27 protein-coding genes are annotated in these 26,981 nt (G+C 62.7%); 11 read left to right on the forward strand and 16 right to left on the reverse strand.

The annotated features are described in order from the left end of the window. On the reverse strand, positions 1-1,800 hold the full coding sequence (locus G8E03_RS09265) for a 5'-nucleotidase C-terminal domain-containing protein (protein ID WP_166190941.1): 1,800 nt from the start codon (positions 1,798-1,800) through the stop codon (positions 1-3). Positions 1,801-1,928: 128 nt separating this feature from the next. Between G8E03_RS09265 and G8E03_RS09270 the strand changes: the two genes are divergently transcribed. Next, complete coding sequence (locus G8E03_RS09270; protein WP_166190942.1) at positions 1,929-2,708, forward strand: alpha/beta fold hydrolase; 780 nt, start codon at positions 1,929-1,931, stop codon at positions 2,706-2,708. Between the two features lie 153 nt (positions 2,709-2,861). After that, entirely contained in the window at positions 2,862-3,350 is a 489-nt protein-coding gene (locus G8E03_RS09275; RefSeq protein ID WP_166190944.1) for a GreA/GreB family elongation factor, read from the forward strand. A gap of 135 nt (positions 3,351-3,485) precedes the next feature. Here G8E03_RS09275 and G8E03_RS09280 read toward each other — a convergent pair whose 3' ends face one another. The 9 genes from G8E03_RS09280 to G8E03_RS09320 form a co-directional block, all read right to left on the reverse strand. After that, positions 3,486-5,693: a 3-hydroxyacyl-CoA dehydrogenase NAD-binding domain-containing protein gene (locus tag G8E03_RS09280; protein WP_166190946.1), complete on the reverse strand. Its 2,208-nt coding sequence runs from the start codon at positions 5,691-5,693 to the stop codon at positions 3,486-3,488. 41 nt (positions 5,694-5,734) lie between these two features. After that, positions 5,735-6,178: a DUF6841 family protein gene (locus G8E03_RS09285; protein WP_166190948.1), complete on the reverse strand. Its 444-nt coding sequence runs from the start codon at positions 6,176-6,178 to the stop codon at positions 5,735-5,737. A gap of 3 nt (positions 6,179-6,181) precedes the next feature. Further along, positions 6,182-7,393: an acetyl-CoA C-acetyltransferase gene (locus G8E03_RS09290; protein WP_166190950.1), complete on the reverse strand. Its 1,212-nt coding sequence runs from the start codon at positions 7,391-7,393 to the stop codon at positions 6,182-6,184. 17 nt (positions 7,394-7,410) lie between these two features. After that, complete coding sequence (locus tag G8E03_RS09295; RefSeq protein WP_166190952.1) at positions 7,411-7,752, reverse strand: hypothetical protein; 342 nt, start codon at positions 7,750-7,752, stop codon at positions 7,411-7,413. A gap of 31 nt (positions 7,753-7,783) precedes the next feature. Continuing rightward, the gene (locus tag G8E03_RS09300) at positions 7,784-8,422 is read right to left on the reverse strand and encodes a glutathione S-transferase family protein (RefSeq protein ID WP_166190954.1); all 639 of its coding nucleotides are present in this window, start codon (positions 8,420-8,422) and stop codon (positions 7,784-7,786) included. Between the two features lie 336 nt (positions 8,423-8,758). After that, on the reverse strand, positions 8,759-10,531 hold the full coding sequence (locus G8E03_RS09305; protein WP_166190956.1) for an acyl-CoA dehydrogenase C-terminal domain-containing protein: 1,773 nt from the start codon (positions 10,529-10,531) through the stop codon (positions 8,759-8,761). 58 nt (positions 10,532-10,589) lie between these two features. After that, on the reverse strand, positions 10,590-10,988 hold the full coding sequence (locus G8E03_RS09310; RefSeq protein ID WP_166190958.1) for a MerR family transcriptional regulator: 399 nt from the start codon (positions 10,986-10,988) through the stop codon (positions 10,590-10,592). A gap of 161 nt (positions 10,989-11,149) precedes the next feature. Then, positions 11,150-11,563 (reverse strand): DUF7282 domain-containing protein, encoded by a 414-nt coding sequence (locus G8E03_RS09315; protein ID WP_166190960.1) that lies wholly within the window; start codon positions 11,561-11,563, stop codon positions 11,150-11,152. A 75-nt stretch (positions 11,564-11,638) separates the two neighbouring features. Beyond that, on the reverse strand, positions 11,639-11,785 hold the full coding sequence (locus G8E03_RS09320; protein ID WP_166190962.1) for a hypothetical protein: 147 nt from the start codon (positions 11,783-11,785) through the stop codon (positions 11,639-11,641). A gap of 90 nt (positions 11,786-11,875) precedes the next feature. Between G8E03_RS09320 and G8E03_RS09325 the strand changes: the two genes are divergently transcribed. After that, complete coding sequence (locus G8E03_RS09325) at positions 11,876-12,790, forward strand: LysR substrate-binding domain-containing protein (RefSeq protein ID WP_166190964.1); 915 nt, start codon at positions 11,876-11,878, stop codon at positions 12,788-12,790. Next, entirely contained in the window at positions 12,787-13,626 is an 840-nt protein-coding gene (locus G8E03_RS09330; RefSeq protein WP_166190966.1) for a glutamate racemase, read from the forward strand. The genes G8E03_RS09325 and G8E03_RS09330 overlap by 4 nt, the downstream gene beginning before the upstream one ends. Before the next feature lie 13 nt (positions 13,627-13,639). Here the strand turns inward: G8E03_RS09330 and G8E03_RS09335 are convergent, their stop codons facing one another. Beyond that, on the reverse strand, positions 13,640-14,014 hold the full coding sequence (locus tag G8E03_RS09335; RefSeq protein WP_166190968.1) for a MerR family transcriptional regulator: 375 nt from the start codon (positions 14,012-14,014) through the stop codon (positions 13,640-13,642). 195 nt (positions 14,015-14,209) lie between these two features. Here G8E03_RS09335 and G8E03_RS09340 point away from each other — a divergent pair, with 195 nt between their 5' ends. The 3 genes from G8E03_RS09340 to G8E03_RS09350 all read left to right on the forward strand — a co-directional run bounded on the left by G8E03_RS09340 (position 14,210) and on the right by G8E03_RS09350 (position 16,154). Continuing rightward, a complete protein-coding gene (locus G8E03_RS09340; protein ID WP_166190970.1) occupies positions 14,210-14,659 on the forward strand; it encodes a PaaI family thioesterase in 450 nt (149 codons plus the stop codon). Then, complete coding sequence (locus G8E03_RS09345; protein ID WP_166190972.1) at positions 14,656-15,162, forward strand: PaaI family thioesterase; 507 nt, start codon at positions 14,656-14,658, stop codon at positions 15,160-15,162. Before G8E03_RS09340 ends, G8E03_RS09345 begins: the two co-directional genes overlap by 4 nt. A gap of 86 nt (positions 15,163-15,248) precedes the next feature. Further along, entirely contained in the window at positions 15,249-16,154 is a 906-nt protein-coding gene (locus G8E03_RS09350; RefSeq protein WP_166190973.1) for a DMT family transporter, read from the forward strand. Here G8E03_RS09350 and G8E03_RS09355 read toward each other — a convergent pair. The 3 genes from G8E03_RS09355 to G8E03_RS09365 are packed head-to-tail and all read right to left on the reverse strand — an operon-like array spanning position 16,121 to position 19,751. After that, positions 16,121-17,428 carry an MATE family efflux transporter gene (locus G8E03_RS09355; protein WP_166194056.1) on the reverse strand — a complete coding sequence of 436 codons (1,308 nt, stop codon included), beginning with the start codon at positions 17,426-17,428 and terminating at the stop codon, positions 16,121-16,123. The two genes, G8E03_RS09350 and G8E03_RS09355, sit on opposite strands and share 34 nt — an antisense overlap. Before the next feature lie 11 nt (positions 17,429-17,439). Continuing rightward, a complete protein-coding gene (locus tag G8E03_RS09360) occupies positions 17,440-18,348 on the reverse strand; it encodes a DMT family transporter (RefSeq protein WP_430693077.1) in 909 nt (302 codons plus the stop codon). Then, positions 18,345-19,751 carry an aminotransferase-like domain-containing protein gene (locus G8E03_RS09365; protein WP_166190975.1) on the reverse strand — a complete coding sequence of 469 codons (1,407 nt, stop codon included), beginning with the start codon at positions 19,749-19,751 and terminating at the stop codon, positions 18,345-18,347. The genes G8E03_RS09360 and G8E03_RS09365 overlap by 4 nt, the downstream gene beginning before the upstream one ends. 100 nt (positions 19,752-19,851) lie before the next feature. On the opposite strand from G8E03_RS09365, the gene G8E03_RS09370 reads away from it, so the two are divergent. The 3 genes from G8E03_RS09370 (at position 19,852) to serA (ending at position 23,081) form a co-directional block, all read left to right on the forward strand. Beyond that, positions 19,852-20,040 (forward strand): DUF1127 domain-containing protein, encoded by a 189-nt coding sequence (locus tag G8E03_RS09370; RefSeq protein WP_240910316.1) that lies wholly within the window; start codon positions 19,852-19,854, stop codon positions 20,038-20,040. 205 nt (positions 20,041-20,245) lie between these two features. Next, positions 20,246-21,409, forward strand: coding sequence for a phosphoserine transaminase (locus G8E03_RS09375; protein ID WP_166190979.1), 1,164 nt, complete (start codon positions 20,246-20,248; stop codon positions 21,407-21,409). Positions 21,410-21,488: 79 nt separating this feature from the next. Then, positions 21,489-23,081, forward strand: coding sequence for a phosphoglycerate dehydrogenase (gene serA, locus G8E03_RS09380; protein WP_166190981.1), 1,593 nt, complete (start codon positions 21,489-21,491; stop codon positions 23,079-23,081). Positions 23,082-23,447: 366 nt separating this feature from the next. Here the strand turns inward: serA and G8E03_RS09385 are convergent, their stop codons facing one another. Continuing rightward, the gene (locus G8E03_RS09385) at positions 23,448-23,879 is read right to left on the reverse strand and encodes an FKBP-type peptidyl-prolyl cis-trans isomerase (RefSeq protein WP_166190983.1); all 432 of its coding nucleotides are present in this window, start codon (positions 23,877-23,879) and stop codon (positions 23,448-23,450) included. Positions 23,880-24,072: 193 nt separating this feature from the next. Then, complete coding sequence (locus G8E03_RS09390; protein WP_205793049.1) at positions 24,073-25,548, reverse strand: DNA recombination protein RmuC; 1,476 nt, start codon at positions 25,546-25,548, stop codon at positions 24,073-24,075. A gap of 115 nt (positions 25,549-25,663) precedes the next feature. Here G8E03_RS09390 and G8E03_RS09395 point away from each other — a divergent pair, with 115 nt between their 5' ends. Then, entirely contained in the window at positions 25,664-26,956 is a 1,293-nt protein-coding gene (locus tag G8E03_RS09395) for an adenylosuccinate synthase (RefSeq protein WP_166190985.1), read from the forward strand. The last annotated feature ends 25 nt before the right edge of the window (positions 26,957-26,981 follow it).

Raw genomic sequence — 26,981 nt, forward strand, 5'->3', positions numbered from 1 at the left:
TCAGTCTTCAAGCGGATTCAGGGTGACATCCCAGTCATGCCAGCCATCGGCCGTGATACCCGCACTGACCAGTTGGTGCGGCCGAACGTCCTGCGAAGAGCGACTCGCACCGGTGCGATATGTCGCGCGGACCGTATTGGATGGGCTCAACTGCCACGACGGTGGCGGCACCTCTATTCCGTCGGGACTGGCGCTGATCCAGCGGGTTACCAGATCGCTCATCGTGCCGATCCCATCGTGCAGAATGCGCAAATCGCTCAAGCCGGGGAAGTTTCCGCCGCCGGACACCCGGTAACTGCTAGTGATGACAGCGAAGCGTTGCGCAGGATCCAGCGGTGCGCCATCGTGATGGATATCGACGATGCGGCGCGCGGTCGGGTCGATCAGCGCACCGGAGACGCAGAAACGCGGCGGTTGCGTCGGGTCTATCCGGTATGTCAGCCCCAGCGCCGCATCGAAATTATAGCCCGGCATTTCAGGATTTATCAGCGGTTGCGTCGGCTGGTCGGAATGCAGATGCCCCAGATGCAGGCTCGCCATTTCCAGCCAGTCGATCATCTGCGCCCCTGTCGCCTCGACGGCGATGATCCGGTTGGCGAACGGACACAGGTCGGAAATCGCGCTGTGATACAGGGTTCCCGCAGGCAGAGAGGTATAGGCCTCGGGCCCGGAACGCCCCCCCGTGCGGTAGGGGGAGGATACCGCCAGCAGAGGCAATTCCGTGTCGAGCGCGCGTCGTCCGGCATCCAGATAGGCCGCCTGTACCACGCGAACCGCCCGACTATCCGCCATTGCGGCAAAGACCGTGCACAACGGATATGGCGTGCTGCTGATCGGCTCGGCCAGCCGCGCCCGCGTGCGCGCAACATGCGGGGCCGCGATCGCGGCGATGGCAGGATCACGCTGAGGAGCCGCCCTGCGAAAGCTGGCACGATGGGCGCAGACCGACCAGCACTTGCCATCGTGGGCCAGGCTGAGATCCAGCACCCCGATCCGCTGCCCCGAGGATCCGGCCATGATCGCCGGAGTCCCGTTCAACGTGCCGGCTATCGGATCTATACCATCCACAGAGGGAAAGTCGGGTCCAGGAAAAACTCGATGCTGATGGCCGCACAAAACCACGTCCACACCATCCAGATTGGCGATGGGCAGGGCGGCCTGCTCATCCAGATCGGCGTGATCTATCGGCACGATTCCGCTATGCGCCAGCACAACCACGATATCCGCCCCGGCGGCACGCAGTTCGGGCAGGACGCCGCGTACAGCATCCACGCTGTCGCTGACCCGGGCGCGGGTGCGCAGATGGTGCCCGTTCCAGCGCATGACACGCGGAGGGACAACGCCGGTGATGCCGACGCGCAGGATCGTATCGTTGAAAGGCACCTCCAGAATACGGTATGGGTCGAACAGCGGCTGACCCATCGGGCACAGTAGGTTCGCGCATATCATTGGAATGCGCCCGTCCTTCAACACATGTTCCAGTGCATCCAGTCCGAAATCCAGATCGTGATTCCCGAGTGTTTGCGCGTCGTAGCCCAGCATGTCGAATGCCTGCTGCATGGGATGGGCGGCGTCGGGTTCTAGATCATCCGTCAGTGCGGAGCCTTGAAATGCGTCCCCGATATCGAACAGCAGACTGTGTTTTACCTCGGCCCGGGCCACGGCGATGGCCGGGGCGAGCGCTGCCAGACCGGCATTGTCCACCCCATCCGCCAGCAACCGCGACCCGTCGATCGCCATGTGCAGATCGGTCGTGCAGATTAATCGCAAGCTGCCTTGCGCCGCAAAATTCGTAGTCATGACATCTCTTTTTCAAGCATACTCAATACATGTTTTGGAACTGATTTGGACCTCCGTCCTGCCTAGTGGTGTGGCTGGATCATCGGAAGTAACTTCGTATAAGTGAGCATTTCTCAAAAGGATCAAAAATGGCCTCCATAGAACTAAATCGAATTGTACATCCCGCGCGCGCGAACAGTGGCCAACCACCTCTCGTGATCGCGCACGGTCTGTTCGGTTCTGCCCGTAATTGGGGTGTCATTTCGAAACGTCTTTCAGATCTGCGCGACGTGGTAGCCGTCGATTTGCGCAACCATGGCGGTAGCCCGCATACGTCACCACACAACTATGACGAAATAGCGGCGGATCTGGCGGCAGTGATAGACGATCTCGGGGGGCAGGCGGACCTGCTGGGGCATTCGATGGGGGGAAAGGCCGCGATGATGCTGGCCCTCACCCAACCTGCGAAGGTGCGAAAGCTGATCGTGGCGGATATCGCGCCCGTCGCGTATGCGCATGACCATACCAACCACATAGAAATCATGCGCAATCTGGACCTGACCGGCATTACCCGGCGCTCGGAAGCGGATGCACGCCTGGCCGCTGTCCTGTCCGATCCCGCTTTGCGGGCGTTCTTTCTGCAAAGCCTCGACCTGTCTGACGGACCATCATGGAAGCTCGCCCTGGATATCCTCGAACGGGACATGGACAAGATTATCGGTTGGCCGGACGTGAGCGGGCAGTTCGCCGGCCCAGCACTGTTCGTGGCGGGTGGGGCCTCAGATTACCTGACTGAAGTCCACCACGCCAAGATCACCTCGCATTTCAGTGACGCAACGTTCCATACGATTCCGGGGGCCGGGCACTGGTTGCACGCCGAACAACCGCGTGCCTTCGTTGATGTCATCTCTCAGTTCCTTGCAGACTGATAAGGGGCAGGGGCAGTTCCTGCGTCGGATGCGCTGAGCGAGCAGGACACGGTCGCGCCAAGTGGCGCTGACAACGTCAGGTCCATATCTGGATCCGCTATGCTGACTGGTCGAAACGGGGTGCCGCGCTATCGTTGCGTGCAGGAGGATAGCATGAGCCGAGCATTCGTGAAGGAGGACGACGGGTCGCGGCCCGAGATCTTGCCAGAGCACCCAATCAGCGCCGCACCCAATCTGGTGACGGCGCGCGGTCTGCGCTTGATAGATGCGCGGATCGCGGAATTGCGGGCGCAGATTGCTGCCGGACCGGATGAGGTGCATCTGGCCCGCCATCGCAGGGATCTGCGATACTGGGATGCCCGCCATGCCACGGCGCGCCTGACACACCCGGATACGACGCTGGACACGGTCCAGTTCGCAAGCCGCGTGACCTATGCGACTGAGGACGGCACCGAACATACGATCAAGCTGACGGGTGAGGATGAAGCGAATCCGACCGATGGCTGCGTCGCCTATACCGCCCCCGTCGCGCGCGCCCTGATGGGGCTGAGCGTTGGCGATACCGCTGTCGTGGCGCTGCGAGGAGAGCCGAACGAGATCGAGGTGATTGCCATCGATCTCACGCCGGATGAGGGGTGTTAGAACTCCTACGCCTATCCGACGGCGCGGCATGTTTAAGGACGCGGTTCCCGCGAATCTGATCTCTGCATGACCACATGAAAAGGGGACGGAACCACATGGTTCCGACCCCTTCTGTTTTCCTTAAATATGAACGACTTATGCGGCGGCCTTCGCCTCAGGTCCGAAGCGGCCGTAGAAGGTTTCACCGTTCTGGGACATTTCGCGCAGCAGGGCGGGCGTCTCGAACCGGTCTCCGAACTTCTCGGTCAGATCGTCGCAGATTTCGACGGCTTTTTCCGCGCCCAGAATGTCCAGCCAAGAGAACGGACCACCCGACCACGGCATGAAGCCCCAGCCCAGGATCGCACCGACATCGCCTTCACGGATGTCCATTAGCACGCCTTCCTCCAACGCGCGAACGGCCTCCAGAACCTGGCTCATCGCCAAGCGGTGCTGAACGGTAATCAGATCGGGTTGCTCATCGTTCGGGGCCCACGTGTCGCGCAGGCCGGACCAGAGCATCCCGCGCTTGCCCTTCTCATCATAGTCGTAGAAGCCCGCGTTGGACTTGCGGCCCAGACGATCCCCCTCGTACAGCTTGGTGATGACGTCGTCAGCACCCGATGCGGGATAGGCGTTGCCCATCGCGGCCTTGGTCGCCTTCATGATCTTGTAGCCCAGATCAATCGAGGTCTCGTCGGTCAGTTGCAGCGGGCCCAGCGGCATGCCGAGCTGCTTGGCCGCGTTCTCGACCAGCGCAGGCTCGACACCCTCCGCTACCATGCGCGCACCCTCGTTCACGTAAGGGATAATGCAGCGGTTGGCGTAGAAGAAGCGGGCGTCGTTGACCACGATCGGCGTCTTGCGGATCTGGCGTGCGAAGTCGAGCGACTTGGCCACGGCCCGGTCGCCGGTCTGCTCACCCTTGATGATCTCGACCAGCAACATCTTGTCCACGGGGGAGAAGAAGTGGATGCCGATGAACTGTTCGGGCCGAACAGACGCCTTGGCCAGTTCGGTAATCGGCAGGGTGGAGGTGTTGGTCGCGAAGATGCAATCCTCACCGACAATCGCCTCGACTTCCTTGGTGATCTCGGCCTTGACGCCGACATCCTCGAACACGGCCTCGACGATCAGGTCGGCCCCGGCGAGGGCTTGCAGATCGGTGGTCGCGGTGATCTGTCCCAGCACGGTGTCCTTCTTCTCCTGCGTGACCTTCTTGCGGCTCATGCCCTTGTCCAGCAGTTTTTCGGAGTAGGCCTTGCCCTTGTCCGCGTTCTCCTGTTTCTGGTCGATCAGCACGACCTCGATCCCCGCCATGGCGGAGACATAGGCGATGCCCGCACCCATCATGCCTGCGCCCAGAATGCCGACCTTCTTGACCGTCTGATCATCGACAGCTTCGGGACGGACGGCGCCCTTCTCCAGCGCTTCCTTGTTGAGGAACAGCGAGCGGATCATCGCGGCGGAGGACGGGTTCATCAGCACCTTGGTGAACCAGCGCGCCTCGATCTTCAGCGCGGTGTCAAACGGCACCATGGTCATCTCGTAGGCGGCGGACAGCAATGCCTTGGCCGCGGGGAACGCGCCCTGCGTCTTGCCGTGAACCATCGCGTTCGCGCCCACGAAGGTCTGGAATCCGGCGGGGTGATAGGCGGCACCGCCGGGCATCTTGTAGCCCTTGGCGTCCCACGGTTTGACGATATCCGCGTCGGTCGCGGACTTCACCCACTCCTTCGCACGCGACAGCAGCTCATCCGCCGGCACGACCTCATCGATCACGCCCGCGCTCTTGGATTTCGCGGGGGCCAGCATTTTGCCCTCCAGCAGCAGGGGAGAGGCCGCCATCACGCCCATCATGTGGATCAGGCGCGTGGTTCCGCCCGCACCGGGGAAAATGCCGATGAGGATTTCGGGCAGCCCGATCTTGGCCTTGGGATTGTCCGCCACGAACCGGCGGTGGCAGGCCAGACCGATTTCCAGCCCGATGCCGGCAGCAGTACCGGGTGAGGCCCAGGCGACGGGCTTACCGCCCTTGTTGGTCTTGGCGTCCATGCTGTTGCGCTCGATCTTGCGCAGCAGCTTGTGCATTTCCATCGTGCCCTCGAACAGGCCGCGCGCGGGTTCGTCGCCTGCATCCTCACGCATCTTGGCCAGAATGTTCAGATCCATGCCGCCTGCGAAGTCCTTCTTGGCGGAAGTGATAACGATGCCCTTGACCGCATCGTCACCGATCGCCTTGTCCATCGCATCGTTGAGGTCCGACAGACCTTCGAGGGTCATGACGTTCATGGATTTGCCGGGCAGATCCCAGCTGAGTGTCGCGATCCCGTCTGCATCGACGTCGTAGTTGAATATGGTCATTTACTGTCTCCCGTTGGAGGAAAAAGAGGGGTAGGGGGGCATCAGAAGACGCCCCCGATCAGCAATTCCGGGGCCGAGCTTTCAAGGAAGACCGGGCGGCGAACGATCTCGTTATGCGATATGTGCAGCGCGATCTTGTATCCGCCCGCGCGGCGCCGCAGGCCGTAGGTGCAATCGTGCAGGATCAGTTCCTCGTCCTCGGCCGTGGCATAGCGCCATGTCACCTCGGCCAGGACGATCCCCGGATCGAATCCACGGATGTTCTGGATGGTCAGCGAGACCTTGGCCAGGCCCAGTTTCGCATAGCTGTCGTACACGTTGCGCCCGTAGGGCAGCATTTCCTGCGGGCCATCAATGAGCAGGGTCTGGTGCGGGCGCATCAACACGACAGAGGTGTCGTACAGCACGGCCCATTCCTCGTGCCGCTCAGCCTCGAAGGCTGCGCAGAACGTGTTCAGAACCTCGGTGACGCCCGCATTCTCCATAGCTCAGACCCGCTCGATGATCGTGGCCGCACCCATGCCCGATGCGACGCACAACGTGGCCAGCGCGGTGCCCTTGCCGCTACGCTCCAGCTCATCCAGCGCGGTGCCGATGATCATCGCGCCGGTCGCGCCCAGCGGATGGCCCATGGCGATGGACCCGCCGTTGACGTTGACCTTGTCGTGATCGACGTCGAATGCCTGCATGAAGCGCAGAACGACGGCGGCGAACGCCTCGTTCACCTCGAACAGGTCGATGTCCGAGATGCTCATGCCGGTATCGGCGAGGATCTTCTCCGTCACCGGAACCGGGCCGGTCAGCATGATGGTCGGGTCCGTGCCGATCTTGGCGGTGGCGCGAATGCGCGCGCGCGGCTTCAGCCCATGCTTTTCCCCGAATTCCTTCGTTCCGATCAGCAGACCGGCGGCGCCGTCAACGATGCCCGAGGAGTTGCCCGCATGGTGCACGTGATTGATCTTCTCCAGATGCGGGTACTTGAGCAGGGCCACGGCGTCGAAGCCGGGCATCGTCTCACCCATATCCTTGAACGCCGGTTTCAGCCCGCCCAGCGACTGCATGTCGGTGCCGGGGCGCATGTATTCGTCACGGTCCAGGATCGGCAGGCCGTTCTGGTCGCGCACGGTCATGATGGACTTTTCGAACCGGTTTTCATCCCAGGCCATCGCGGCGCGGCGCTGGCTTTCCATGGCGTAGGCGTCCACGTCGTCGCGGCTGAAACCGTATTCCGTCGCCATGATATCGGCGGAAATGCCCTGCGGCACGAAATATGTCTTCATCGCCACCGACGGATCGACGGCGATCGCTGCCCCGTCCGAGCCCATGGGAACGCGGCCCATCATCTCGACCCCGCCAGCGATATAGGCATGACCCGCGCCACCGCGAACCTGATTGCCGGCCAGATTGACGGCCTCCATGCCCGATGCACAGAACCGGTTGATCGACAAGCCGGGGGCGCGCTCGTTGAAATCAGAGTAGAGGACCGCCGTACGCGCCAGGCAACCACCCTGTTCGCCGACCTGGGTGACATTGCCCCAGATCACATCCTCGATCTCATCCGTTGCCAGATCGTTGCGCCGCTTCAACTCGTTGAGCACTTCGGCTGACAACCGTGCGGAGGTTACCTCATGCAGTGAGCCGTCCTTGCGGCCCTTGCCCCGAGGGGTGCGAACGCTGTCATAGATATAGGCTTCGGTCATAATGATCCGCCCTTTCCTTAACTGATCCAGAAATACCAGAGGCGTGCGGCAGCAAATGTGCCGAACACCGCGATGGCCAGTTGCCATCTATAGAAAACTTTAAGGGCCCCGGTGCGTGGGGCCAGTTTGTAGGCCAGCAACAGCGTGATCGCCGCGATGACCGGCCAGATGATGCCGTGCTGAACCAGCAACAACAAAGTGATGGAGGTGAACGCGATGCCAGCGATGACCTGCGCCGCCGCATGGCTCAAAGGGTTCTCCGGCTCCATGTCGTTCGTGTCGGGTCGGGCCTCCCGCGCGGGCTGGATCACCAGCGACAGCGCGGGCAGGCTCAGTGCGAGCAGCCACCACACGATCATGGCTGTCCTCCGTCTATGTCGCTGCGAACGCTCACGCCTTCCTCGGCATCAGGTCGTAGGGTGCTTTCCAACCGTCCAGCGCCGCGATCCTGTCGAGCCAGGCGGAGATGTTCGGCCAGTCCTCCCGATCGAAGCCGAACGGCTCGGGGTAATAGAGGTAGGAGCAGCACGAAAAATCGGCGATGGTCGGCTTGTCCCCGACCAGCCAGTCCTCGGTTGCCAGATGCTGCTCCAGCACCTGATAGGCCCCGCTCACCCGTCCGCGCAGATATGCGATGACATCGTCGGAGCGTTTCTCCTCGGGCAGGTAGTTGAGCATGAAGCGCAGCACACCGACCTGCGATGACATCTTGTGATTGTCCCACAGGATCCAGCGCAGAACCTCGCGCCGCTCAATGGCGGAGCCTGCGGCGAACTTGCCCGTGATCGTGGACAGGTAGTCCAGGATGACGCCCGATTGCGTCAGCACCACCTCACCCGTGCGGGCGGCGTGGCGCAGCACCGGGGCCTCACCCATCTCGTTGATCTCACGGAATTCGACGGAGCGTGTCTCACCGTTGAAGAAATCCAGAAAGACCGGCGACCAGCTGCAGCCAGACAGCTCCAGCATCAGGGCCGCCTTGTAGGAATGTCCACTTTCGCCAAAACAATGCAGTTCATATTCGGCCATTCGATTTCCTTTTCACGCCCGGTTGCGGGCTAGCGAGGGGTCAGGGAGGGTTCGGCATATCCCGCGCTCTTCACGACGCGGGGTCAACCCCTGCCCGGTAAGAGGTAAGGTGTCACAGGCTGCGAATATCCGATGGGATATCAGGTTCTGAAACATCATCCTGTCGTTTCCCCCTCCCGGTCTTTGCACGGGCGCTGGTGTCCGTCACCTTCCCGAAACCTGCGATATTAACCATCTAAGCAAAAATACGTTATATATCAATGCGCTGCCCATTGTTGCGTTAACCGGTTCCCCGCAGGGAACCGGTCGTTTGATCGCCACAAGATAGTCGAACAGTTAGAAATTCGCCACCGACAGGCCCATGACGTTTTCACCACCTGCCTGCACCTTTTTCAGCAGGAATGCGGTCTCGGGCAGTTTGCGGGTCATGTAATAGCGCCCCGTCACCAGCTTGCTCTCATAGAACTCGGTGTCCGCCGCGCCGGCGTCGAGCGCCTCGAACGAGGCCTTGGCCATCCGCGCCCACATCAGGCCCAGGCAGACATGGCCGAACAGGTGCATGAAATCATGGGCGCCCGACAATGCGTCGTCCGGATTGCCCATGTTCTGCATGAAGTACATGCCTCCCGCCTGAAGGTCCTTCGACGCCGCCTTGAGCGGTGTGATGAACTCCGCCATGCGCTCATCCTCACCGTTCTCCTTGATGAAATCCTTCACCAGATCGAAAAACGCCATGACGTGCTTGCCATTGTCCGTCGCCAGCTTGCGGCCCACCAGATCCAGCGCCTGAATGCCGTTGGTGCCCTCATAGATCAGGGCGATGCGGCAATCGCGCACGAACTGTTCAGCCCCCCATTCGGTGGTGAAGCCCGATCCGCCATAGACCTGCTGCGCCGAAATCGTCGCGTCCAGACCCTTGTCCGTCAGGAACCCTTTGACCACCGGGATCAGCAGAGAAACCAGCCCCTCGGCATCCGCATCGTCGTTCCGGCGCGAACGGTCGATCATCGTCGCGGCCCACAGCATGAACGCGCGGCCCCCTTCGACGAAGGATTTCTGATCCATCAACATGCGGCGCACATCGGGGAAGTGGATGATGCTGTCGGCGGCCTTCTCCGGCTCCTTCACGCCGGTCACGGCGCGGCCCTGAATGCGGTCCTTGGCGAAGGCCAGCGCGTTTTGATAGGCGACTGACGCCTGCGCCAGACCCTGCATACCGACGCCCAGACGCGCCTCGTTCATCATGGTGAACATGGCGCGCAGGCCCTTGTGCTTTTCACCGATCAGATAGCCGGTGGCACCGTCGTAGTTCATCACGCAGGTCGCGTTGCCGTGGATGCCCATCTTCGATTCCAGACCGCCGCACGACACCTCGTTGCGATCGCCGAGCGTGCCATCCTCGTTCACGTGGAACTTGGGCACGATGAACAGGCTGATCCCCTTTACCCCCTCGGGGCCGCCGGGAATCTTCGCCAGAACGAGGTGGATGATGTTTTCGGCCATCCCATGTTCCCCGGCGGAGATCCAGATCTTCTGGCCGGAAATCTTGTATGTGCCGTCGTCCTGCGGTTCCGCCTTGGTGCGGATCAGGCCCAGATCGGTGCCGCATTGCGGCTCCGTCAGGTTCATGGTGCCGCCCCATTTGAAGCTGACCAGATTGGGCAGATACTTCGTCTTCTGCTCATCCGAACCATGCGCGTGGATCGCGGCATATGCGCCATGCGTCAGACCGGGATACATCATCAGCGCCATATTGGCGGAGGAGTGCATCTCTCCCACCGCGACGGACAATGTGTAGGGCATGCCCTGACCGCCATATTCGGGGTCGCAGTCGAAGCCGGTCCACCCACCGTCGCGCAGCACATTCACCGCATCCTCGAACCCGGTCGGCACACGCACGGAGCCGTTCTCCAGCTTGCAACCCTCGTGATCGCCAACGGGGTTGAGGGGGGCCAGCACGTCACGCGCAATCTTGCCCGCTTCCTCCAGCACCGCGCCGGTGAAGTCGCGGTCCATCTCGTTGAAACCGGGGATATCCAGCTCGGACACCTTCAACAGGTCGTGCAGCACGAATTCCATATCTTTGGTGGTCGGCTCGTAAAAGGGCATGTTTCTCTCCGTCGTTTTGGGCTGGCGGCGTTTGCACCGCACATTATGGGCAGCAGGATCAGGCGGCGACGCCGACCCCGCGGGATTTCAGGATGTCACGGGCGAGGGCCATCTGATCCTCCAGATCGAGGATGGCAGCGTCCAGTTCGTCACGCTGCGCCCGCATCGCTTCCAGCCGCTCCAGCGCGACGGAATAGGTCCGCGCGATCTGGGTGCGTTGCTGGTCGCCGATGTCGTACAGGTCGAGAAGCTGGCGGATCTCCTCAAGACTGAAGCCGAAGCGCTTGCCGCGCAGGATCAGCACCAGACGCGCGCGGTCCGAGCGGGTGAACAGGCGGCGCGACCCCTCGCGGCGCGGAAACAGAAGCTCCTTGGACTCGTAAAAACGCAGGGTGCGTGGCGTTACGTCGAACTCCTCACACATCTGTCCGATGGTGCTGTAGGTCTCTTCCGTCATGGCGATGTCCCCCTAATGCTCAGCCAAATCTGGCGTAGGGCGGACGGGTCTTCAACCACGAAGTTGACGTGCGCGTAAGGTGCAACGCAACGTCACGAAAAAGGGCGGCGACCGCATGATCACCGCCCCTTGCATGTTTGCGCCGGATAGCGCCGTGCAGATTATTCGGCCGTTACGACGGTCATGACCAGATCGCCCTCAACGCGGACAGGTCCATCCTCGGACGCGCCCAGCGTGTATTCGAAGATGCCCGTCTCCATGCCGCCATCCTCTGCGTGCAGCATCAGCATCAGCATCTCGCCCGAGGCGACCGGCTCCGTCAGGATCGCGCTGACATCGGTGTTCATACCCTCCTTCAGGGGGGCGTGGCCGACGACGGGGCCGGGCTTCATTTCAGCATCGGTGCGGTGCACGACCAGCCAGCCATTGGCGCCGGCGGTGATGGCATCTGCGGTGACGGTGCCGCCGGATACATCCTGATCCATGGCCTCGACGCCCAGTTCGGAATGTGCGGCCGCGAATGCGGACGTGGCGAAGGTCATGGCCGCGGCGGCGATCATCGTGAGTTTGGTCATTATACTCTCTCCTGTTGTCACCCATTGAGCGGGCTTCGAGGGGAGTTACGCAGCGCCACGATGATTTGTTTCAGATTACCGCAGACAGGCATTCCCCGGCGTCGGCAGGTCGTCGCGCATCCGCTGGTCCATGCGGGCGATGTCCGGATGATCGAAGGGGGCGCAGCGTTCGGTTTTGGGGCGCGAAAGCCGGGTGAAGAAACGCGCAATGGTCATGTTCATATCAGTTTTCCTTTCTATAGCACTCAAGATAGCTCCGCCTGACTGCGGTTTGGAGTGGAGAACGCCGCCGAACCATATTAGAAAAGCTATATGGCGCAGCTTCGTGACATCCCACTTAACGCCCTGCGCGCGGTCGAAACGGTCGCGCGACTGGGCACGCTGCGCGCTGCCGCGACGGCGCTGGGTGTGACGCAGGGCGCCGTAAGCCAGCATTTGCGCCGGGCGGAGGATCGTTTGGGCGCGCAGCTTTTCACGCGCGGCCCGCAGGGGCTGATCCTGACGGAGCTGGGTGAGGCCGTCGTCACCGATCTGAGCCGTGGATTTGCCTTGCTGGAACAGGCCGTCATCACCGCCTCGCGCAGGGATGAAAGCGCATTGACGGTATCCGTGGCCCCGGTCTTCGCCTCGAAATGGCTGGTCTGGCGGATGAACGATTTCGCGCAGGCGCATCCTGACCTGACATTGCGGATCGAGGCGAGCATGTCCCTCATCTCCCCTCGCATGGGGGGTGCGGATGTGGCCATCCGTGTGGGGCCGGGCGGTTGGCGGGACGTCTACGCGCGAAAGCTGGCGGACATGCTGGTGTTCCCGGTGTGCAGTCCCGCACTGGCCGAACGTGTGGCATCAGCGGAAGATCTGCGGGCCCTGCCGGTTCTGCATGATCTGCACGCTGCGGACCTTTGGCCAGACTGGTGGCGCGAACACGCGGGCGGAGGCGCGCCGCCCGCCCGCACCGGACCGGCCTATTCGGATGCCGCATTGTGTCTGGACGCCGCGATTGCGGGGCAGGGCGTGCTGATGGCGTGGCCGACTCTGGCGGGGGACGCGCTGGCGCGGGGCCAGCTGGTTCGCCCGGTCGAGGGGATCCTGTCCAGCGCCAACGCATACTGGCTGATTACGCAGGGACCGCGCATGACGCCCGACATTCGCGCCTTCTTCGACTGGGTGCAGGCGGAACTGGGGCGCAGCTATGCGGCCCTGGATCTGGAATTGGGGGCGGTATGATCGGCGTGTTCGACAGTGGCCACGGCGGGCTGACCACGCTGGCCGCATTGCAGCGCGATCTGTCAGAACAGACGTTCCTCTATCTGGGGGACCATGCCAATGCGCCCTACGGGTCGCGCACGCCGGGTGAGATCACGGCCCTGACCCGCGCCGCATTGCAAAGCCTGTTCGACCGGGGGTGCACTCTGGTCATCATCGCCTGCAATACTGCGGCAGCGGCCGCGCTCCGCGATTTGCAGCAGGGATGGCTGGCACGGGAATATCCTCGGCACCGGGCGCTCGGCGTTTTTGTGCCGGTGATCGAGGCCCTGTCCGGGCGCGGCTGGGCAGATGACAACCCCCCTGACGACGGCGCGGACCAGCGGATCGCGATCTTCGCGACGCAGGCCACCGTGGCCAGCGGGGCCTTTCCGCGCGAAATGGCCTATCGCGCTCGGAATGTCGATATCAGGCAGGTGGCGTGTCCCGGTCTGGTAGAGGCATTGGAGGCGGGGCAGACCGGACAGGCGCGCGCGCTGGCCCGCGATTTCGCGGGCAGGCTGGACGGGTTCGTTCCCGACAAGGTCTTTCTGGGCTGTACGCATTATCCGCTGGTCGCGGATGCCTTCGCTGCGGGGTTGGCACCGGGCACGCCGATCCTGTCGCAACCCGATTGCGTCGCGGCCAGTCTGCGAGATTACCTGACACGCCACCCGCGCCACGGCGATCTGCCGGGCGATACCTCGCGCGAAACGGCTTATCCAACGATAACCTATCTTACGACGGGGGATCCGGCGCAGGTCAGATCCGCCGCACGTGCGCTGACGGGGCACGATTTCGATTTTCGCAGCTTGTAGGGGCTTGTCCGCGTCAGGTGTCCAGGGCGCTTTCCACAACGTCGCGCAGGCGCGTCAGCTCATCTATCGCCTCCTCCAGCTCCCGCTTTCGCGATTCCAGTTCGTCGATCTGACGTGTGCTGATTTCGACCCATTCACGATATTGCGTGGTCTGGTTGTCCTCAATCTCGTACAGGGCGAGCCATTGCCGGATTTCCTCCAGACTGAAACCGAAGCGTCGCCCGCGCAGAATCAAGGTCAGGCGCGCACGTTCGCGCCCACCATACAGCCGCTTGCGACCGTCCCTCTGCGGTGAGAGCAATTCGATATATTCGTAATAGCGCAACGTCCTGGGGGTGATGTCGAACTCTTCGCACATCTGCTGAAGGGTCTGCTTTACTTCCGTCATCCCCTGAACCTCCTGTAAATGTGACCGGTCTGTCTGCCGCCTTCCCTCTAATTTCGGACATACGGCAGGAAAATCAAGGCTTACAAACATTCCGCGATTTCCCGGCCGATCCGCGACGGCTCTTTCAAACCGGTGGAGCGCGACATACTGTCGCCGCGAGCCCGCCTGGGGCAGAATATCGAGGAGCCGCTTGAGATGGACAATGTGGAGCTGCTGGAACTGGCGCGCAAGATGGCGCACGTCATTCCGCATTCGCGTGAACTGGGAATGCATATCGAGGATGTCGGCCCCGGCACGGCGGTGATAAGTGTGCCCTACGATACCAGGCTGATCGGTGATCCGGCGACCGGCGTCTTGCATGGCGGCGTCATTACCGCATTGCTGGACGGGTGCTGCGGCACAGCCGTCATGACCCACCCCAAGGCCCCTGGCGGTACGGCGACGATCGACCTGCGCATCGACTACATGCGCGGGGCGAAACCCGGAAAGACCGTGACCGCCCGTGCTGAATGCTATCGTATCACCCAGTCCGTCGCATTCGTGCGGGCCGTGGCGGATGATGGCGATCCTGCCGATCCCGTGGCGCAGGCCAACGGAGCCTTCACGGTGGAGCCAAACGGAACCAAGATCGGAAAGACACCATGAGCCGGGATCGCAACCAACCCGTACAGGAGGTCAAAGCCCGCCGCGACGCCGCGCTGTCGCGCCTGACGCAGGCGGTGCCTTACATGCAGTTCATGGGCATCAGCTTCGACCGGCGGGGAAACGAGCTGACGGCGGTGATGAAATATTCCGACCACCTGATCGGCAACCCGCTGCTGCAGGCGCTGCATGGCGGGGCGATCGGCGGGTTTCTGGAATCGTCGGCTCTGGTCGAACTGATGTGGTCGCAGGTCTGGGATCAAATGGAGGCAGGCGGCCCGCAGGCCGAGGCGATCGAGGCGGGCGACTTCCCCGAATGGCCGAAGGTCCTGGACATCACTGTCGAGTACCTGCGCAGCGGCTTGCCGCGCGACGCCTATGCCCGCGCGACGGTCTCACGCTCCGGACGGCGCTATGCTTCGGTGCGGGTGGAGGCCTGGCAGGACGACAAGGCCCGCCCCTTTGCCGAGGCGATGGTGCATTTCGTGATGCCCAGAGCCAGATAAGTGCCTCCGGCGGGGATATTTCGGGAAAGTGAACGCGGTGCGGTGAGCCGTCTTCTGCCGGTCATCCGGCATTACGGTGGGAGCGCATGAAAACCCGTCCCGATTACATCTCATACGGTGCCGTGGGCACGCTGGGCATCGTGTGGGGGTCCGCCTTTGCACTGACCGACGTGGCCTTGCGCGGTTTCGGCGCGGTGGAGGTCGTGACGGCCCGCGCGGGACTGGCCGCGATGGTACTGGTGTGCGTGGCTTATCTTTCGGGGCAGGGATTGCCGCGCAGGTGGCGCCACTGGGCATGGTGCGGCGTGTTTGGCATCACGTCGCTGGCGCTGCCGTTCACATTGTTGACCTGGGCGCAACTGAGCATCGATTCTGCGGTGGCGGCCGTGATGATCTCCTCCTCGCCGCTATTTGTTTTGATGTTGGCGAAGGTAATCCTCGGCACCCCGGTCGGACCGCGCAAATGGCTGGGGTTCAGCGTCGGGTTCGCGGGCCTGGCCGTGCTGATTGGACCGGGCATATTTCAGGCCGTGGGCGCGCCGCTGCTGCCCCAGATTGCCTGTCTCGGCACCGCGTTCTGCTATGGATTGTCTGCGGTGCTGGTGCGCAAGATGCCTGAACTGCCCCCGGTTCAGGCGACGGCGGCCAGCCAGCTTTGCGCGGCGGCGGTGCTTGTGCCCTTCGGCGCGGTCGGGTTGAGCGGGGCGCTGACACCCGGCGTGCCTTTGTTCGCGCTGGTTGTTCTGGGCGTGGTGCAGACAGGACTGGCGCAACTGCTGCGATACTGGACGGTCAAACGATCGGGCGCCGTGTTCGCGTCCACGTCCAGCTATCTGATCCCGATCTGGGCTGGATTCGTCGGCATCACTCTGTTGGGAGAGCCGCTGACCTTGCAACTGGTGATCGGCTTCGTTCTGATCGCGGGCGGCCTGATCGTGGCGGGGAACCGGCCCGACATTCATCGGGTGGAGGCAGCCTCCAGCGCGGGATAGCGCCAGCCCAGTGTCAGCCCCCGCAGCACGAAGAACAGCATGAGTGCCGCCCACAGGCCGTGATTGCCAAAGAGCGGCACCAGCGTCCACAATGCTACGAAATATCCGGCGGCGGACAGCAGCATCATGTTGCGCATGTCGCGTGTCCGTGTCGCACCGATGAAAATACCGTCCAGCATGAAGCATGGCAGCCCGACCACAGGGGCCAGCACCATCCATGGCAGATAGACGCGGGCGACGTCCTGCACGTTCTGCGCGGTCGTCATCTGCTCAATGACTGCACCGCCCGCGAACAGGAACATCGCGGACATCAGGCAGACGGCGCCGACGCCCCACAGGCTGGTCAGACGGGCGGCCTGTCGCAGGGCCGCGCGGTTTCGCGCGCCGAACGCGGCACCGACCATGGCCTCCGCCGCGAAGGCGAAACCGTCCAGCGCGTAAGCCGTCAGGTTCAGGAATTGCAGCAGGATCTGGTTCGCGGCCAACGTCACGTCGCTCAACCCAGCCGCCCGGAACGTGACCGACATGAAGCATAGTTGCAGCAGGACCGACCGGATCATGATGTCGGTGTTCACCGCGATCATGGGCTTGAGCATTGCCATATCACCGACCCGCGCAGGGTCGCGCCAGTGCGGTGCGCGAAACACGTCGCGGCACAGGAACAGGCCCACCGCCGCGCCTGCAAGTTCCGCGATCACGGTGGCCAGCGCAACGCCAGCAACCCCCATGTCCATTCCCAGCACGAAGGTCAGGGACAGTACAATGTTCAGGCCGTTCATTGTCATTTGCAGGATCAGAACGCCGCGTGTCCGCTCCACCGCGATCAGCCAGCCGGTCAGAGCATAGACGGCAATGGCAAAGGGCGCGCCCCAGATGCGGATGGCGATGTAGGTCTGGCCGAGGGTTTCGACCTCGTCACTGCCCTTTGCGATCCAGAAGGCAAGGCGGGTGATCGGAACCTGCAGCACGATCAGGGCGAGGCCCGCGACACCGGCGATCAGCAAGGCGCGGCTGAGATGGGCGTCACGTTCCGCCATGTCACCACGCCCGGCGGCCTGCGCGACCATGCCGGTGGTGCCCATGCGCAAAAAACCGAAAATCCAATAGATCGCGCTGAGGATGATCGCACCGATGGCGACCCCTCCGATCGGGGCGGCGGCACCCAGCTGGCCGACGGCATAGGTATCGACCAGCCCCATCAGCGGGATCGTTGCGTTCGACAGAACGATGGGCAGCGCGATCGCCAATACACGGCGATTGGTGACAGGCTTCATCGGCGCAATGTTCACGGGCGCAATCTTTGCGCGGGGCTGCGGCTGACCACCAGACCGGCGATGATCAGGATCAGGGCAAACAGGAACGCGCTGGGCAGGCTTTCACCCAGAAACACGGTGCCCAGAATCACGGCCCAGACCGGAACCTGATAGTTAACCAGACTCAGGAACGAGGGGCCCGCGCTGCGCGTGACGCTGACCAGGATGACCGTCGCCAGCGCCGTGGGCAACAGCCCCAGATAGAGCAACCCGGCCACGGCCTTGACCGGGGGCAGGGCAGGAACGCCCTCGATCAGCAGGGCCGCGGGCACGATCAATATCGCGGCCACCGTCAGGCCCGCGGCGGAATAGGCGATCAGGCCGACCGGCGGGCACAGCCGGGTGTTGATCGAGCCGATGGCATAGCACGCCGACGCGCCGACGCAGGCCAGTCGCGCCAGCCCCGCGCCTTGCCCTTGCGGCAGGCCGATCAGCACGACGACGCCCGCAAAGCCGATGGCGAAGCCCGCAACCTTGCGCAAGCTCATCCTCTCACCCGGGACCATCAGATGCGCCAGCGGCAGCACCATCAATGGCACGATCGCCATGGTGATCCCCGCAAAGCTGGAGGTCACGGATTCCTGAGCCCAGCTGAGCAGGGCGAAGGGAATCGCGTTGGTGAACAGGGCCATCCCCAGGATGTGCCCCCAGATGCGCGGCCCATTCGGCGCAGACCAGCGCGGCAGACCGCCCGCGCGCAGGGCCAATCCCACCAGAATGATTGCCGCCAGACCAATGCGCCCTGCCGCCGTCGTGATCGGGCCGAAGCCGGTCAGCGCCAGTTCCACCCCCAGAAACGAAGCGCCCCAGATCAGGCCGAGCAGACCCAGCATTGCCCAGTCGCGCGGGGTGGCATTCGCGGTCACGGCAACCGTGCTCACGCCATCAACTCCACCGGCGGATGGGCCAGGATGCGGCTGATCCGGCTGAGGCAATCCGCGAAGGTCTCATCGCTCAACCCCATACCCAGGGCGATGCGGATCTTGTTGGGCACGTCCGCGCCGGGTAAAACGTAAGCGCCGGCTGTGGCGATGCGCACGCCTGCCTCGGCACAGGCGCGATCAAAGGCGGCGAGGTGCCATCCCTCGGGCAGGGGCAACCAAGCGAAGTTCGCGCCGATCGCCGTGTGCACGCCCCATGGCGCAAGGTAGGAGCGCAGCAGTGTGGCGCGTTCCTCCAGATGCTTGCGCGCGTTGATGCGAATCTCGTCCGCCGTGCCGCTCTCGATCAATTCGGCCACGGTCTGTCCGATCAGGGAGGACACGCGGTAGTTCATCGCCTGTATGATGCCTTGTCCGATGGCCCCGCGACCGGGGGGCGTGACAAGACAGCCGAACCGCAATCCCGCCGCGACGCATTTCGACAGCGAGGTGGCATACCATGTCCTCTCCGGCGCGAGGGCCGGGAAGGACGGGGGGCGGCTTTCCATCAGCCAGCCATAGACATCGTCCTCTATGATCTGCACGTCGTGGGCGCGGGCCAGTTCGGCAATCTGGATGCGCCGGTTTTCTGGCATCGTGACCAGAGTGGGATTGTGCAGGTTCGGTGTGACCAGCATGGCCTGAGGGCGGGCGGTGCGGCAGGCCTCGGTCAGGGCGTCGATTTGCAGGCCGTGTTCGTCCGACTGTATGGGGTACAATGTGACGCCAGCCAGCTTCGCCGCCTGTTGAAAGCCGGGATAGATCAGGTCGGATACCAGAATAACGGGATGCGGGCCGGAGGTGACAGCCATCATCGCGACAAGCACGGCCTGTTGTGCCCCATAGGTGGGTACAATCGCATCCTTGTCCGCGACGACGCCCCCCTCGGCCAGCCAGCCCGCCAGCGCCTTGCGCGTGGACAGGTCGTTCGTGGCGCGGGTGTAATCGTCCAGCACGACGGAGCCGCGTTGCATCACGCGTTTGATCGCCTCGTTTATGAGGTGTTCCTGTCCCACCATGGGTGAGCGGGAGTTGCGCAGGTCTATCTGACCTTCCAAGGTCTGATTTGTTAATGGATGCAAGGGGATGAATGTTCCGGTCTCCCGGCGGTCCCGCACGAAGGTGCCCTGACCGACGGTGGCGCGCAGGGCGCCTGCCTCCGTTGCTTCACGGTAGGCGCGGGCGACGGTGCCGGGTGTCACGCCGATCTCCCACGCCAGTTCGCGCACCGGGGGCAGCTTCGCGCCCGATGCCAAAGCGCCGCTTCGAATAGCGTCCTCGATCGCGACGGAGAGGGTGCGATATTTCGGGGCCACGCTGTTGGCAAGGTCGGGAACCCAGCTCGTATCGAATCTTGTACCCATGACAAAACTCCGGTGGAAAAGCGTCGGTGGTGTTTGTACCTGTATCGCGTGGCTTTAACAGACACAAACCGCATATTGTATTGGTACAAGGAAGACGATGATGTCCTATCTCACACTTACGTCCCTCTATGGCGGATCCCGTCGTGGTTTCGCGTCGGTTGTGGCGACATGGGCAGGTCGTGCGCGCACCCGCCGCCATTTGAAACGCCTGGATAGTCACCTGCTGCGCGATATCGGGTTGAGCGACCTGGCCGCCCAGCGTGAGGTGCAGCGTCCCTTCTGGGATTGAGCGCATCCTCGCACGTGTTGGCCAACCCTCTTCCCGACGGATGGCTATGACTGGCCCTCGATCTGATCGGGGGCCTTTTTTTGTCCTGCCCATTTGAGAGATTGACGCGGGATGCATTGCACCATATCCGGTTCGTGGGTGCACAGCCGGACTAAGGGCGAGCGGCGGTGTACTCAGGAATTTCGCCCTGACGACGGAGCCGTCCATGAGCTTCCCTACCCAGCCGCAGGTCAAGCCTGCGCGTCCTGAATTCTCCTCCGGTCCCTGTCCCAAGCGCCCCGGCTGGTCTGCCGCCGCGGTTGAGGAACGTGCCTTCCTTGGCCGTTCGCACCGGGCCGCCGGCCCCAAGGCGCAGATCAAGGCCGTCATCGACAAGACCGCCGAGTTGCTGAACGTCCCCTCCGATTACGTGGTCGGCATTGTGCCAGCCTCAGACACCGGCGCCTATGAAATGGCGATGTGGTCCATGCTGGGCGAACGCCCGGTGGATATGCTTGTCTGGGAAAGCTTCGGCAAGGGTTGGGCGACCGATGCCACCAAACAGCTCAAGCTGGACGATTGCCGCGTGATCGAGGCCGCCTATGGCGAACTGCCCGACCTGAATGATGTGCGCAAGGACGCCGATATCTGCTTCACGCAGAACGGCACGACCTCGGGCGCGCGCATTCCGAATTTTGACTGGATCGCCAGTGACCGCAAGGGGCTGACCTTCGTCGATGCGACCTCCGCCGTGTTCGCGCAGCCGGTCGACTGGTCCAAGGTCGATGTGCTGACATTCTCCTGGCAGAAGGTTCTGGGCGGGGAGGGGGCGCACGGCGTTCTGGTCCTGTCGCCGCGCGCTATTGCCCGGCTGGAAAGCTATTCCCCGGACCGTCCGTTGCCCAAGATCTTTCGCCTGACCAAGGGCGGTAAGCTGATCGACGGCATCTTCACCGGTGCGACGATCAACACGCCGTCCATGTGGGCCGTGGCCGATGCCGAGGACGCGCTGGACTGGGTCGCCGGGCTGGGCGCCACAGCGACGATGGAGCGGGCGCAGGACAACTATGCAGCGCTGCAATACTGGGTGGACGACACGCCCTGGATCGAAAACCTAGTGGCGAACCCGCTGAACCGCTCCAACACGTCCGTCTGCCTCAAGATCACCGATCCGGCGGTCGCGGCGCTGGATGAGGACGGGCAGAGGGCCTTCGTCAAGAAGATGGTCAAGTTGCTGGAGACCGAAGAGGTCGCCTATGACATCAACGGCTATCGCGACGCGCCTGCGGGTCTGCGCATCTGGTGCGGCGCGACGGTGGACGCGACCGATATACGTCGGTTGACGCCATGGCTCGACTGGGCGTTCCAGTCCGTCAAAGCCTCCATGTGATTTCGCGCCCCGGCCACGTGCCGGGGGCATTTTCTTTGCGCCGCCTATAGGGCAGGCGACCGTTACAGGACCGTTCAAAATGGCAAAAGTACTCATCTCCGACGCGCTTTCGGAAGCAGCCGTGCAGATTTTCCGCGACAATGGGGTGGAGGTGGATTTCCAGCCCAAGCTGGGCAAGGATCCGGCGAAACTGGCTGAGATCATTGGCGATTACGATGGCCTCGCCATCCGCTCCGCCACAAAGGCGACCGCCGATCTGATCGCCAAAGCCACCAACCTCAAGGCTATTGGCCGCGCCGGGATCGGAGTGGACAATGTCGATATCGCCGCTGCCTCCGCCAAGGGGATTGTGGTAATGAACACGCCGTTCGGCAACTCGATCACCACGGCTGAGCACGCCATCGCGATGATGTTCGCCGTCGCCCGCCAGATCCCCGAGGCCGATGCCTCCACCCGCGCCGGCAAGTGGGAGAAGTCCCGCTTCATGGGCACCGAAATCACGCGCAAGACGCTGGGTCTGATTGGCTGCGGCAATATCGGGTCCATCGTGGCCGACCGCGCGCTGGGTCTGCGGATGAAGGTTGTGGCCTTCGATCCGTTCCTGTCCACCACCCGGGCGGAGAAGCTGGGCGTGACCAAGGTCGAAACCATCGAGGAGCTGCTGCCCCTCGCGGATTTCGTGACGTTGCACCTGCCCAAGACCGAAAAAACCGCCGGTCTGTTGAACGAGGATCGCATCCGGCTGATGAAGAAGGGCGCCTATCTGATCAACTGCGCCCGTGGTGGTCTGGTGGATGAGGCGGCTGTCGCGCAGGCGCTGCACGACGGTCATCTTGCCGGCGCCGCCTTCGACGTCTTTGCTGAAGAGCCTGCCACGGACAACCCGCTGTTCACCGCGCCCAACGTCGTGTGCACGCCGCATCTGGGTGCCGCGACCAGCGAGGCGCAGGAGAATGTGGCGCTGCAGGTGGCCGAGCAGATGTCGGACTATCTGATGAAGGGCGCGATCTCCAACGCGATCAACGCGCCGTCTGTGACCGCCGAGGAAGCGCCGATCCTCAAGCCGTGGATCGACCTCGCTGAAATCCTCGGCGGTTTTGCCGGTCAGGTTACCGAATCCCCGATCAAGGAAATCGAGATCGAGTTTGTCGGCAAGGTCGGTGAGCTGAACCTCAAGCCGCTGACCTCGGCGCTGACCGCCGCGCTGATGAAACCGCTGGTCGGTGAGGGGGGCGTCAACATGGTGTCCGCCCCTATCGTCGCACGCGAGCGTGGTGTGAAAATCGCGGAGACGCGCAAGGACGAGCAGGGCGCATACGGCTCCTACATGCGGTTGATCGTCACGACGGAGAAACAGACCCGCTCGGTCGCCGGTACGGTCTTCTCGGACGGCAAGCCGCGATTCATTCAGATCAAGGGGATCGGGCTGGAGGCGGAGCCGCTCGATTTCATGCTCTACACCACCAATGCCGATACGCCGGGCTATATCGGTGCGCTGGGTACGAAGCTGGGCGATCTGGGCGTGAACATCGCGACATTCGCCCTTGGCCGGTCGGTGAAGGATGGAGAAGCGATCGCATTGGTGGGCGTGGATCAGGAACTGTCCGAGGCGACGCTGACGGAAATCCGCGCCTTGCCGCAGGTCAAGCAGGCCAAAGCCCTGAAGTTCTGATTTGTCGGGATGGCCCTGCGCAGGTGGGGCCATTCAGATCATGATAGTGAGCCTCACCCCCCGTGGAGCGGCTAGACTGATAGTGGCCGCTTTGACAGGGGCGATGTGATCGAGGCCCCCGAAACTGCAAAACCCACTAAGCGAAAGACCCCTGAGAAACCTCAGGGGTCTTAGCGTTTTGTCGGTCCGGACCGGTCGTCCGAACTGCCGTTTTCATCTGCATTGTCACGTGTTGTGACTGCAAAAATTATTAGCGCCGCAGCCGCTATAGCGACCACCGCGAACAAGATACTGTCCATGAACTCGGTCCTGATTTTTTTGGCCTTGGTGCCTTAACGTTACAGGATCGAATTTGGTTCCGATTTTTTAGCGAGCGACCGAAACAAGTTTGAACTCGAATGTCAGGTCCTTGCCAGCCAGGGGGTGATTGGCGTCCAGGGTGACGGTCTCTTCCTCTATCTTGGTCACGACCAGAGGGATCGTGGCACCCTGAGGGGTCTGCGCCTGAAGCTGCAATCCAACCTCCAGCGGGATCTCGTCGGGGATGGTTTCGCGGGGAACCTGTTGTACCTGGTTCGGATCGGCCTGGCCGTATGCCTCATCCGCGGGAATGGTGACGGTCGCCTCTGCGCCCTCATCCATGCCGGTGACGGCGGCGTCCAGACCCTTGATGATCTGGCCGGAGCCGAGGGTGAAGCTCAACGGATCACGCCCCTCGGAGCTGTCAAATTTCGTGCCATCCGTCAAAGTGCCGGTATAGTGAATCGCGACGGTGTCGCCTGCCTGTGCTGTGGTCATATCGGACCTCCTGCTTGTTTGCCGCCCCACCTCGACACGGCGGGGGGCCAGTTGCATCGGTGGTACCTAATGGATGTGAGATGGATGTAAACCGTCCGAAGGGCAGGTTTGATCCCGAAATTCCGGTATTGGGCCGGACTGTCGTGCGACATACGATTTGAGATGCAGTATCGTGGGCCGGGTATTCAGGGATCTAATCGTCCAGATCCGAAAATTTGCGTGCGTCCAATTGCCGTATATCTGACTCAACCAACGGTATCTCGGGAACGCTGTCGCCCTGCGGAGCGATCGACATGCCTTCGAACTGTTTGGCCGTGACCAGCACACGGCTTTCGACCGCGCCGACGATCGTGTTGTAATCGCGCACGGAGTTGGAGATCGAGCGCCCCAGCTTGTCGAGATGTTTGCCCAATGTGGACAGCCTCTTGTAAAGTTCCTGCGCCAGATCGGTTGCGCGTTGCGCGTTCTCGCTCATCCGCTCCTGCTGCCAGCCATAGGCAACGGATTTCAGCAGAGCGATCAGGGTTGTCGGCGTGGCGACGATGACCTTGTTGCGGATCGCATCCTCGAACAGGGTGGGATCCTCGCTCAACGCGGCGGAATAGAATGCTTCACCCGGGATGAACATGACGACGAAATCGGGCGATCCGGCGATGACGTCGAAATAGCTTTTCTTTGCGAGGCCCTGCATCTGCACGCGAAGCTGGCGCGCATGATGGGCGAGGCTGGCGGCTTTCTCAGGCCCGTCATCCATTCCGGCGGCGGTCAGGAATGCGTCGAGCGGGGTTTTCGCGTCGATGACGATCCGCTTGCCTCCGGGCAGATTGACCGTGGCATCGGGGCGCTGACGCTGGCCGTCCACCTCGACCGATTGTTCCATGTGGAAATCCACGTGGTCGATCATTCCGGCCATCTCGACAACCTGACGCAGTTGGAATTCGCCCCAGTTTCCGCGAGTCTTCGGCTCTCGCAATGCGGTGACCAGGCGGTTGGTTTCCTTGGTCAGGCGGCGCTGTTCCTCATGCAGTTTGCCGACCTGTTCGGTGACGGTGCGATAGGCACCTTCGCGGGCCTTTTCGATCTGGCGGGTCTGCTCCTCGAACTTGGTCAGGTTTTCGCGGATCGGGGCGAGCAAGGTCTCGATCCCCTTTTGTCGTGCGCCCAGATCGGCATCGGCGGCCTGTTTGTGTTTCTCGAACCGCTCCGTCACTGAGGTCAGGAATCGTTCGGCGTTGCCGTCCAGAGCCTTGCGCGCCAGTTCGTCGAAGCGTTTTTCCAGCGCCTCTTGTGCACCGCGCAATTCCTCCATCCGCGCGGCGTGGTTGGCGCGTTCGGCCTTTAGCTCGGAGCTCAGACCGGCGATCTGCTGTTCGGCCTCCCGCAGGAGATCGTTCGTCTCATCCAGGCGGTCCTTGTAGTGATCTGCGTGGCCGGCCCGTTCCTGCAACCGGGCACATTCGACATCCAGCGTGGAGCGGGCACGGGCGGCCTCCTCGGCCATGGTCTTGTGCGTTTCCGCCTCGGACCGTAGGGCCGCGACATCGCGCTTCAAGGCCCGTACGCTGGTCAGGTTGCACAGCAGCCAACCCAGAACCGCCGCCGCGATGGCGACGACATACCATTGTTGCAGCCAGGGATATTGTGCGAGAATCTGGTTGATCTGGTCCATGGGTCCTCCTGAATGGGACCGTACAGGGAACATCGGCCGATCGCACCTGCTATTTGCGGTTCCCCCCCGGCGCATCCGACGCTATACCGCCACCGTAACAGCCAAGGAGAATGATATGGCCAATGTCGTCGTCGTAGGCGCCCAATGGGGCGATGAGGGCAAGGGCAAGATCGTCGATTGGCTCAGCGAGCGGGCCGATGTGATCGTGCGCTTTCAGGGCGGGCACAATGCCGGTCACACGCTGGTGATCGACGGCACTGTCTATAAACTGTCGCTGCTGCCCTCCGGCATTCTGCGCGATGGCAAGCTGGGTGTGATCGGAAACGGCGTGGTGCTGGACCCGTGGTCGCTGATGGCCGAGATCGACAAGATCGCGGGGCAGGGCGTCACCGTCGGGCCGCACAATCTGATGATTGCGGAAAATACGCCCCTGATCCTGCCGGTCCATCAGGACCTCGACAAGATGCGTGAGGACGCGGCGGGCAAGGCCAAGATCGGCACCACCGGGCGCGGCATCGGCCCCGCCTATGAGGATAAGGTGGGCCGCCGCTCGATCCGCGTCGCAGATCTCGCGGATGAAAAGACGCTCGACGACCGTCTGGACCGGCTGCTGGCGCATCACGATGCGCTGCGCATCGGGTTGGGAGCGGAGGCGATCGACCGTGCGGAACTGAAGGCTCGCCTGCTGGAAATCGCGCCCAGCATCCTGCAATTTGCCGCCCCCGTCTGGAAGATTCTGGCTGAGAAGCGCAAGGCCGGCAACCGCATCCTGTTCGAGGGGGCGCAGGGCGCGCTGCTCGACGTTGATTTCGGCACCTATCCCTATGTCACCTCATCAAACACCCTGGCGGGCATGGCCGCGACCGGATCGGGCATGGGGCCGGGCGCGGTCGGTTTCGTGCTGGGCATCGTCAAGGCCTACACCACTCGCGTGGGTGAGGGGCCGTTCCCGTGCGAACTGAACGACGAGGTCGGCACCCATCTGGCGACCGTGGGTCGTGAGAAGGGCACCGTCACCGGACGCGACCGCCGCTGCGGCTGGTTCGACGCGGTTCTGGTGCGCCAGACCTGTACGACCAGCGGCGTGAAGGGGATCGCGCTGACGAAACTCGACGTGCTCGACGGATTGGAGGAGTTGAAGATCTGCACCGGCTACAGGCTGGACGGCGAGGTGCTCGACCATCTGCCCACCGCCGCGGCGCAGCAGGCGCGGGTGGAACCGATCTATGAGACGATGCCGGGCTGGAAAGGCTCGACCGGCGGTGCGCGGTCCTGGGCGGACTTGCCTGCCGAGGCGATCAAATATGTGCGCCGCATCGAGGAGCTGATCGGCTGCCCCGTGGCCCTGCTGTCCACCTCACCCGAGCGGGAGGACACCATTCTGGTCACGGATCCGTTCGCGGATTAAGATGGAATTTGGATATTTGAAGACA

The sequence above is a fragment of the Pontivivens nitratireducens genome, assembly GCF_011290545.1.
Lineage (GTDB): Bacteria > Pseudomonadota > Alphaproteobacteria > Rhodobacterales > Rhodobacteraceae > Pontivivens > Pontivivens nitratireducens.